This window comes from Bacillus sp. F2HM, from assembly GCF_019266135.1.
Lineage (GTDB): Bacteria > Bacillota > Bacilli > Bacillales > Bacillaceae > Bacillus > Bacillus safensis.
This window is the reverse complement of the sequence record NZ_LRMO01000027.1, coordinates 26,678-33,545: the sequence shown is the minus strand read 5'-3', so window position 1 is coordinate 33,545 and position 6,868 is coordinate 26,678. Positions and strand designations below refer to the sequence as shown.

The 6,868-nt window shown below is 42.4% G+C and carries 7 protein-coding genes; 1 reads left to right on the top strand and 6 read right to left on the bottom strand.

Translation table 11 applies throughout. The features are described 5' to 3' along the window. A partial coding sequence (locus tag AWT60_RS16935; RefSeq protein ID WP_483861527.1) for a BclA C-terminal domain-containing protein occupies positions 1–1,041 on the top strand: 1,041 nt, incomplete at its 5' end. A 20-nt stretch (positions 1,042–1,061) separates the two neighbouring features. Here the strand turns inward: AWT60_RS16935 and AWT60_RS16930 are convergent. From AWT60_RS16930 to nirD, 6 genes are all read right to left on the bottom strand, one after another. Next, positions 1,062–1,622, bottom strand: a complete 561-nt coding sequence (locus AWT60_RS16930; RefSeq protein ID WP_218677524.1) for a CatB-related O-acetyltransferase — start codon at positions 1,620–1,622, stop codon at positions 1,062–1,064. A 64-nt stretch (positions 1,623–1,686) separates the two neighbouring features. Continuing rightward, positions 1,687–3,054, bottom strand: a complete 1,368-nt coding sequence (locus AWT60_RS16925; RefSeq protein WP_218677523.1) for an MATE family efflux transporter — start codon at positions 3,052–3,054, stop codon at positions 1,687–1,689. Positions 3,055–3,079: 25 nt separating this feature from the next. Continuing rightward, positions 3,080–4,564: a D-alanyl-D-alanine carboxypeptidase/D-alanyl-D-alanine endopeptidase gene (gene dacB, locus AWT60_RS16920; RefSeq protein WP_218677522.1), complete on the bottom strand. Its 1,485-nt coding sequence runs from the start codon at positions 4,562–4,564 to the stop codon at positions 3,080–3,082. A 126-nt stretch (positions 4,565–4,690) separates the two neighbouring features. Next, entirely contained in the window at positions 4,691–5,665 is a 975-nt protein-coding gene (locus AWT60_RS16915) for a pectinesterase family protein (RefSeq protein WP_218677521.1), read from the bottom strand. Between the two features lie 88 nt (positions 5,666–5,753). Beyond that, complete coding sequence (locus AWT60_RS16910) at positions 5,754–6,455, bottom strand: DUF421 domain-containing protein (RefSeq protein WP_373272926.1); 702 nt, start codon at positions 6,453–6,455, stop codon at positions 5,754–5,756. Positions 6,456–6,521: 66 nt separating this feature from the next. Next, positions 6,522–6,845, bottom strand: a complete 324-nt coding sequence (gene nirD, locus AWT60_RS16905) for a nitrite reductase small subunit NirD (protein WP_024422642.1) — start codon at positions 6,843–6,845, stop codon at positions 6,522–6,524. Positions 6,846–6,868 lie beyond the last annotated feature (23 nt).

The window sequence follows — 6,868 nt, the reverse complement described above, 5'->3', positions numbered from 1 at the left end:
ACTGGAGCTACTGGTTCTACTGGGGCCACGGGTATCACTGGTTCAACTGGTCCTACTGGTGCCACGGGTATCACTGGAGATACCGGACCTACTGGTGCCACGGGTATCACTGGAGATACCGGACCTACTGGCGCAACCGGTATCACTGGAGATACTGGTCCTACCGGGGCTACAGGTATCACTGGACCAACAGGTCCTACTGGTGTGACGGGTATTACTGGACCTACTGGCGCAACGGGTATCACTGGAGATACTGGTCCTACCGGGGCTACAGGTATCACTGGAGCTACCGGACCTACCGGGGCCACAGGTATCACTGGAGCAACAGGTCCTACTGGCGCCACAGGTATCACTGGTGCTACTGGTCCTACTGGGGCAACAGGCATTACAGGTGCAAGTGGACCTACCGGCGCCACGGGTATTACTGGCGCTACTGGTTCTACCGGTGCTACAGGTATCACCGGTGCTACTGGCGCAACGGGTGCGACGGGTATCACTGGTGCAACGGGTCGTACTGGCGCCACAGGTATCACCGGGGCAACCGGACCTACTGGCGTAACCGGTGTTACTGGGGCTACTGGACCTACTGGCGTAACCGGTGTTACTGGGGCTACTGGAACAGGTGGTTTTACGGATACTGCACTTAATGCTGCTAATAGTTCTGGACCTACCATTATCACTGTAGCTGGTGGAACGAATATTCCTTTGCCAAACTTTCAAAACATTACTGGTTTTACAGCAAACGGCACAAGTACTGTTTTTACCGTTCTGCAAACTGGTAAATATTATATTACGTATCAAATCAACACCACTACAGCTCTTTTGATTAATACACGTTTGCTTTTAAATGGAACAACTACTATATCAGGTTCTGTTCAATCACCTGTTATCTCAACTTCATTAATCAACAACACTGTTATTGTTAATTTAACAGCTGGTAATACCATCTCACTGCAGTTTTTTGGGGCGGTTGTCACAGCTATTTTAGTTGGCGGAGGTGGTGCTGCTGGAGCAGCCTTGACCATCATACGGCTAAGCTAAACGAAAAAAGAAAGGCTTTTTCAGCCTTTCTTTTTTATGTCTTCTATGACATTTATACACTGTTCAATATCATGAGATTGCAAAAGATGAAAAATAGATTGGATGATTGAAAACTCTAAATTCCACCATTCTAATAACTGCAGTTTTTCGATTATTTCGGATGAAAATCGATATTTCATGAGCTGCTGAGGATTTCCTGCGGCAATTGCATATGGCGGCACATCTTTTGTGATCACACTATTTGCCCCGATCACGGCCCCGTTTCCTATACATACTCCTGACATAATTGTCGCACCATATCCTATCCATACGTCATGTCCAATATGAACATCTCCCTTCGATTTGGGATGTCCTTTAATATGGGCAGCTTCTTTAAAAATTTGATTAAACGGATACGTTGTGACCCAATCAGTACGGTGTTCCCCGCCTAGAAAAATTTTCACTTCGTTTGCGATAGAACAAAACTTCCCAATATGTAATGTCGTTCCTTCCCCCCACGTCAGCACTTGGAAATCTGGCCCGGCATAAGAAAAGTCACCGATATTGTGCGCGCTCAGTTCATTTCTTTGATTCAAAAACATAGAAGATCCGGCCTCCTTAAAAGTGAGAGATCTTCGTATGTATATGCTGCTTTACGCCTTCACATTATGATTGAACAAGCGAGACAATTTGTTTTTTCTTCCATACGAGCTGATAGTAGCTGTATTGAAGGAGTAAGTTCACAAAGAAAGCAGCTGGGTAGCCAATCCATATTCCTTTAATGCCAAGAGATGTATAGTGTGATAGCACATAAGCGACTGGTACTTCTACAAGCCAAATGGAACAAATACTAAAGATCGTCGGCCAAAGAACCGTCCCGCTTGCTCTCATTGTGGCTGCAACAATTTGGGCCGTTCCAAAAATGAGATAGCTCCATAATGTAATGACGACCAAACTATAGGCAATATCTATCGTGCCAGGGTCTGTTAAAAAGATAGATAAAATCTGCGGTGCAAAAATATAAACGAAAATAATGATACATCCGCCTATGGCAAAGTTAAGACCTAACCCAATTTTAATGACATCTTTCAGTCGATTCATATTTCCTGCGCCAATGAATTGTGCTGCAAAGATCGAGACCGCAATGCCAAGGCTCACTGCCGGCATCTGCACATAACTCACGACTTGATTGACAACACCATAGGCAGCTGTCGCCTGTGATCCATAATCGTTGACGAAAGAAATAACGGCAATTTCTGATAAAGAAATGAGGATCATATTAATGCTTGATGGGATACTGAGCTTTAATAACGTTTTTAATAGATCCCCTTTCATCAATAAATGCTTTCTCACCGATGCATCAATGCGAAGCGGGTGCTTTGTCTTATATAAGTAGATGTGTAGAATGATAAATGTCACAATTGTTGAAATCACAGAAGCATACGCAGCGCCGTATAAGCCGAACGCCGGCAGTCCCAGCCATCCAAATAATAAAATGGGCAGCATCAAAATATTCGTTGCCGTACTAATCATTAAGAAATAAAAAGGTGTTTTCGAATCCCCTGTTCCCCTCAAGAAGGTCGTATAAACAAAATAAAGAAATAAGATCGGCATTGAGATGAATAGAATTCTGGCATATGCCGCACTTTCCTTCACGATATTAGCAGGTGTTCCCATGAGGTTTAAGATGTCTGTTGCGAAAAAACCTCCAATGATCGCTAAAGATACGCCGATCAAAAAAGTGAATGAAAGCGTTGTGCCAATGATTTCTTTTAATTTCTGTTCATTTTTTGCCCCATACGCTTGTCCAATAAGGATCGAGCTTCCCGATCCAATGCCAATGGAAAAAGAAACGAGTAAAAAGAAAAGTGGAAAGAATGCAGAAATGGCAGCTACTGCATCCTCTCCAATCCATCTTCCGACAAGAACAATGGACACTAACTGTCCGATCGATTGCAAAATATTGCTTAGCAAAAGCGGGATGAGAAAAATGGACATGGTTTTTACTAAAGATTGATTATTATCTAACGTCATGATGGTTCTCCTTCTCTCTCTAAATCTAAAGATTCTCAGCTAGTATGCTGACAATACGGTCTTCTATCTCTTTCCCTTTTTCGTCATCCACAAGGTGATTTAACAAGATGGAAAAAGCGAGCGTTTTACCGCCCTGCGTGTCAATATATCCAGATAGTGTGCTGACCGTTGTTAACGACCCTGTTTTTGCACGTACTTTTTCTAGTGTAGCTGGTTCCTTCAATCTGTTCCTTAACGTGCCCCCCACCATTCGTTCACTTGCCCCTGCTAAAGGGAGCGCATGTTCATAGGTTTTAAACCATTTTTCCTTTTGAATGTTTGTCAAAAATAAAGTGAACTGGTTAGCAGAGACAAGGTTAATAGGTGATATCCCTGATCCGTCACGCAGCACTGCAAGCGAAGGATCAACGCCAAACGCAGGAAGCCGTTCATTCATGACCTCCAGACCAGCTTCAAAGCTCCCTTTGCTCTTCACTTTTTTCCCTAGTTCCTTTAGCAAAATTTCTGCATGGGTATTGTTGCTTAATTTCATCATAGGAACAAGCAGCTCTGATAATGGCATCGATGTATGGGAAGCAATTTTTTTGGCTTTTTTAGGAACTTGTTTTGATTTCAGCGGTCCCTTTACTTGAATCCCTTCCGCCTTTAACGCTCGTTTCATTAAGTCTAAAGCATAAGCGGACGGATCCCATAGAGCTACCCATTGTTTAGATGAGCTTGCTTTAATCGGAATAGTCCCAGTCAACGTAATTTTGTTGGTTCCGTGAGAGCGCTCAAAAGAAATTTTCTTTTTGCCGCCTTCTGGAACTGTTTTCACTTGATTGATGACTTGAGCGACATCCGTCTTCGGGATCATATCATATGCGGCTTTCTGTCCTGCTTTTTTTCCTGGTTTTACTTCGAGAATCACAGTCCCAGCATCATAATCTTGATTCGGTGAAGCCGTGAGAGCAGAAATTTGTGCCCCGTAATATTGATCCTCATCACTCCAAGGCAGGTCAATCGAGTATCTCGTGTCATCAAACCAAGTGTCATCTGCCGCAAGCTGTCCGCGAATGGTATGTATTCCGGCCTTTTTGACCTGTTTGGCAAGTGCTGCAAAATCCTCCTTTAATAAAGTTGGATCGCCGGTGCCACGAAGATAAAGGCTGCCATGTAGCGTTTTCTTATGAATGGAACCATCCATCCAGATGTCTGTAGGGAATGTGTGTGTTTCTCCAAGTATATCAAGTGCGATGGCTGATGTGAGCAGTTTCATATTAGAAGCAGGAGTAAGACGAATATCGGCTTGATGTTCATAAAGAAGAGAGGTGTCAGAAGTATCGCGGACGCTGATGCCAGAGATCGCGCCCTCTAAATCAGGTGTTGTTCGTATGAATTCGTCTAAAGTGGTCATCCAAGTCAGTGTATCGTCACGAGCTGTGAGTTGATCATCTTTCGCTGAAAAAGGAAGAAATAAAATCGACAGGATACATAGTTGTAAAAACATGAGCTGTGAAAAACGCTTCACGCAACCCCTCCTTTTTGTTGCAGCCAATTTTAGAAGAATATGTTCATTATACACAAAAGAACGTTTGTTCTCAAAGGTTTTTTAAACAGAAAAGTCAGCTTTCTTTGACGAAAACTGACAAGCCCTTTACCTCTTTTCTGGATTCCAGCCATCGGCTCCGCCAAGAACTGCCTGAACTGTGATTTGACTTGCTTCATTTTGGGTTAAAATGGTTGACCATTTTACGCGGTTTGCTGGACTGCTTCCTGCTCCTGTCGATCCAAATTCTTTGTACCTGGCCGTTCTTTCGTTGTCACGGTTATCCCAGTTATGCCATCCCTCTGCTTTCACATGATCATCCATTTTTGTATGGAGGAATGTTACAGCCGAATGAGGTCTCCACGGACGTCCTAAATAAACCGATTGCGCAGTTGCCGTCCCCTTTTTCAGCGTAGAGTCCATGAATACATAGCCGTACCTTTGCGCTTCTGTTGTGGATGCTGCAGTAATATACCCATTTCCAAGACTTTTTATTTCAGCTCTTTTAAACACAGCTGTGGCTGATCCAAAAATAAAATCGACCGTGCCTTCAATATAACAGTTTTCATAATATTGCCGCCCTGTGCCTGTTGCATAAAGTGTATCTTGATAGCCTAACACACGTATTTGTTTGAACACAGCCCGGTCACCAGACACATACAGTGCAACTGCCTGACCCGCATGTCTGCCAGCTGTATTTTGAAAGGTGATATTTTCTGCATAAAAATCGTTTGCACGAATCATTGTGCTTGAGCTGTTTGTTGTACTGCCAGTGCTTGCATTTGTATCATCATACGTAAGGATCGTCTTGTGCTGGTTTTCGCCAATAAACGATACGTGTGGTTTATTTTGCGGAAGCAGAATTTTTTCTTTATATACGCCATTTTTAATATAGATCGTTGCCGGTTGTTGATTGTCTGCTGGAATCGCATTAATGGCAGACTGAACGGTGCGGTATGTCCCGCTTCCCTTTTGATCAACGACAAGAACGCGGTTATGCCCGGCTTCTGATGCTTGAAGTGAAGCTGGGTCAAAAAGAAAGAAAGACAAGACCATGACCATCCATACGTTTCTAAATTTCATCACATATCTCCTCCTCATTTTGTGAACGTTTTCATCAAACATTCTTTTTGATCCTATTCCATACACGCACAAAAAAACACCCACGTTTTTATGTTGTGGATGTTTTTTTAGACTTTTCATATTGCATCGCATAAATCCCTTCATTTTCAATCCATTCACAAAAGAGAACATCTCGATAAGAGGAAATATGCTGCTTTTTTAATTGCTTATTCAGCCAGGATTCATCAAAGCCGGCTTCTTGTAAATCATCCTTTAAAATTTCGCCGTCAATAATAAATGTTCTAGGCAATTTCACTTCTTTTCCCTTCACGTTCACATCTTCTGCTGTGGCTGGTGCGTATTTCATTTTCGGAAGAACACTGATAGAACCGTCCGTTTCCAAAATGGCATATTCAATTTCATTCAGAGCAAAATGGCCTTTTGCGCGAACCAGTGTCTGCAGCTGATTGATATCAAGCATATTTTTCTTCAATCGGTTGTAGTGAATCTTCCCCTTATCAATTACAAGAGTAGGTCTTCCTTCTAAAAAAGCACGAATGGATTTAAAGCGCTGTGAAAGCCATTCAACTGTATAAATAAGTACGCCCCATACTGCAACAGCAAATAAAATGTGCTGAATCCTGACTTCTGGGTCAAAAATGGCGTTTCCGACCATTTCACCTAAAATCAGTGCAGAAATAAAATCAAACGGTGTGATTTGTGCAAATTGTGTTTTCCCTAATAATTTTGTAATAAAAAATAAAGCGAAGAATCCGATGAAGAGTTCAATTAAAATATTAACGAACGGCACAAAAATTCCTTCCTTTCTTGCTGCAATTATATACAGCATATACATGAAAGGAAGGATCTAAACCATTTATGAAGGCAATAAAATAAAGACATTGTCCCCTTCAACGAATGTTTCATATGTTTTAACGCATCCGTGATCTGGTGCTTGCACGTTTCCTGATGAAAGATCAATTTTCCAATCATGCATTGGACAGAAAACGTGATTCCCGCTGACCATGCCTTCAGCCAGAACGCCGCCTTTATGTGGACAGCGATTTTCAATGGCTTTGAACTGCTTATTAGAGGTTTGAAAAACAGCTAATTCAAGTGTACCGGCTTCAACTGTTTTTCCTAGCTGGAGCGGAAAATCTGATAGGGTGCCAATGTGAACTTTAACAACTGAAACTGTCATATGATCTCATCCCTTCAATTGAT

Excerpts from the sequence above, each read along its gene's own strand:
- AWT60_RS16930 (WP_218677524.1), bottom strand. The coding sequence starts at position 1,622 with ATGTTTTTGAATCAAAGAAATGAACTGAGCGCGCACAATATCGGTGAC.
- AWT60_RS16925 (WP_218677523.1), bottom strand. The coding sequence starts at position 3,054 with ATGACGTTAGATAATAATCAATCTTTAGTAAAAACCATGTCCATTTTT.
- AWT60_RS16915 (WP_218677521.1), bottom strand. The coding sequence starts at position 5,665 with ATGAAATTTAGAAACGTATGGATGGTCATGGTCTTGTCTTTCTTTCTT.
- nirD (WP_024422642.1), bottom strand. The coding sequence starts at position 6,845 with ATGACAGTTTCAGTTGTTAAAGTTCACATTGGCACCCTATCAGATTTT.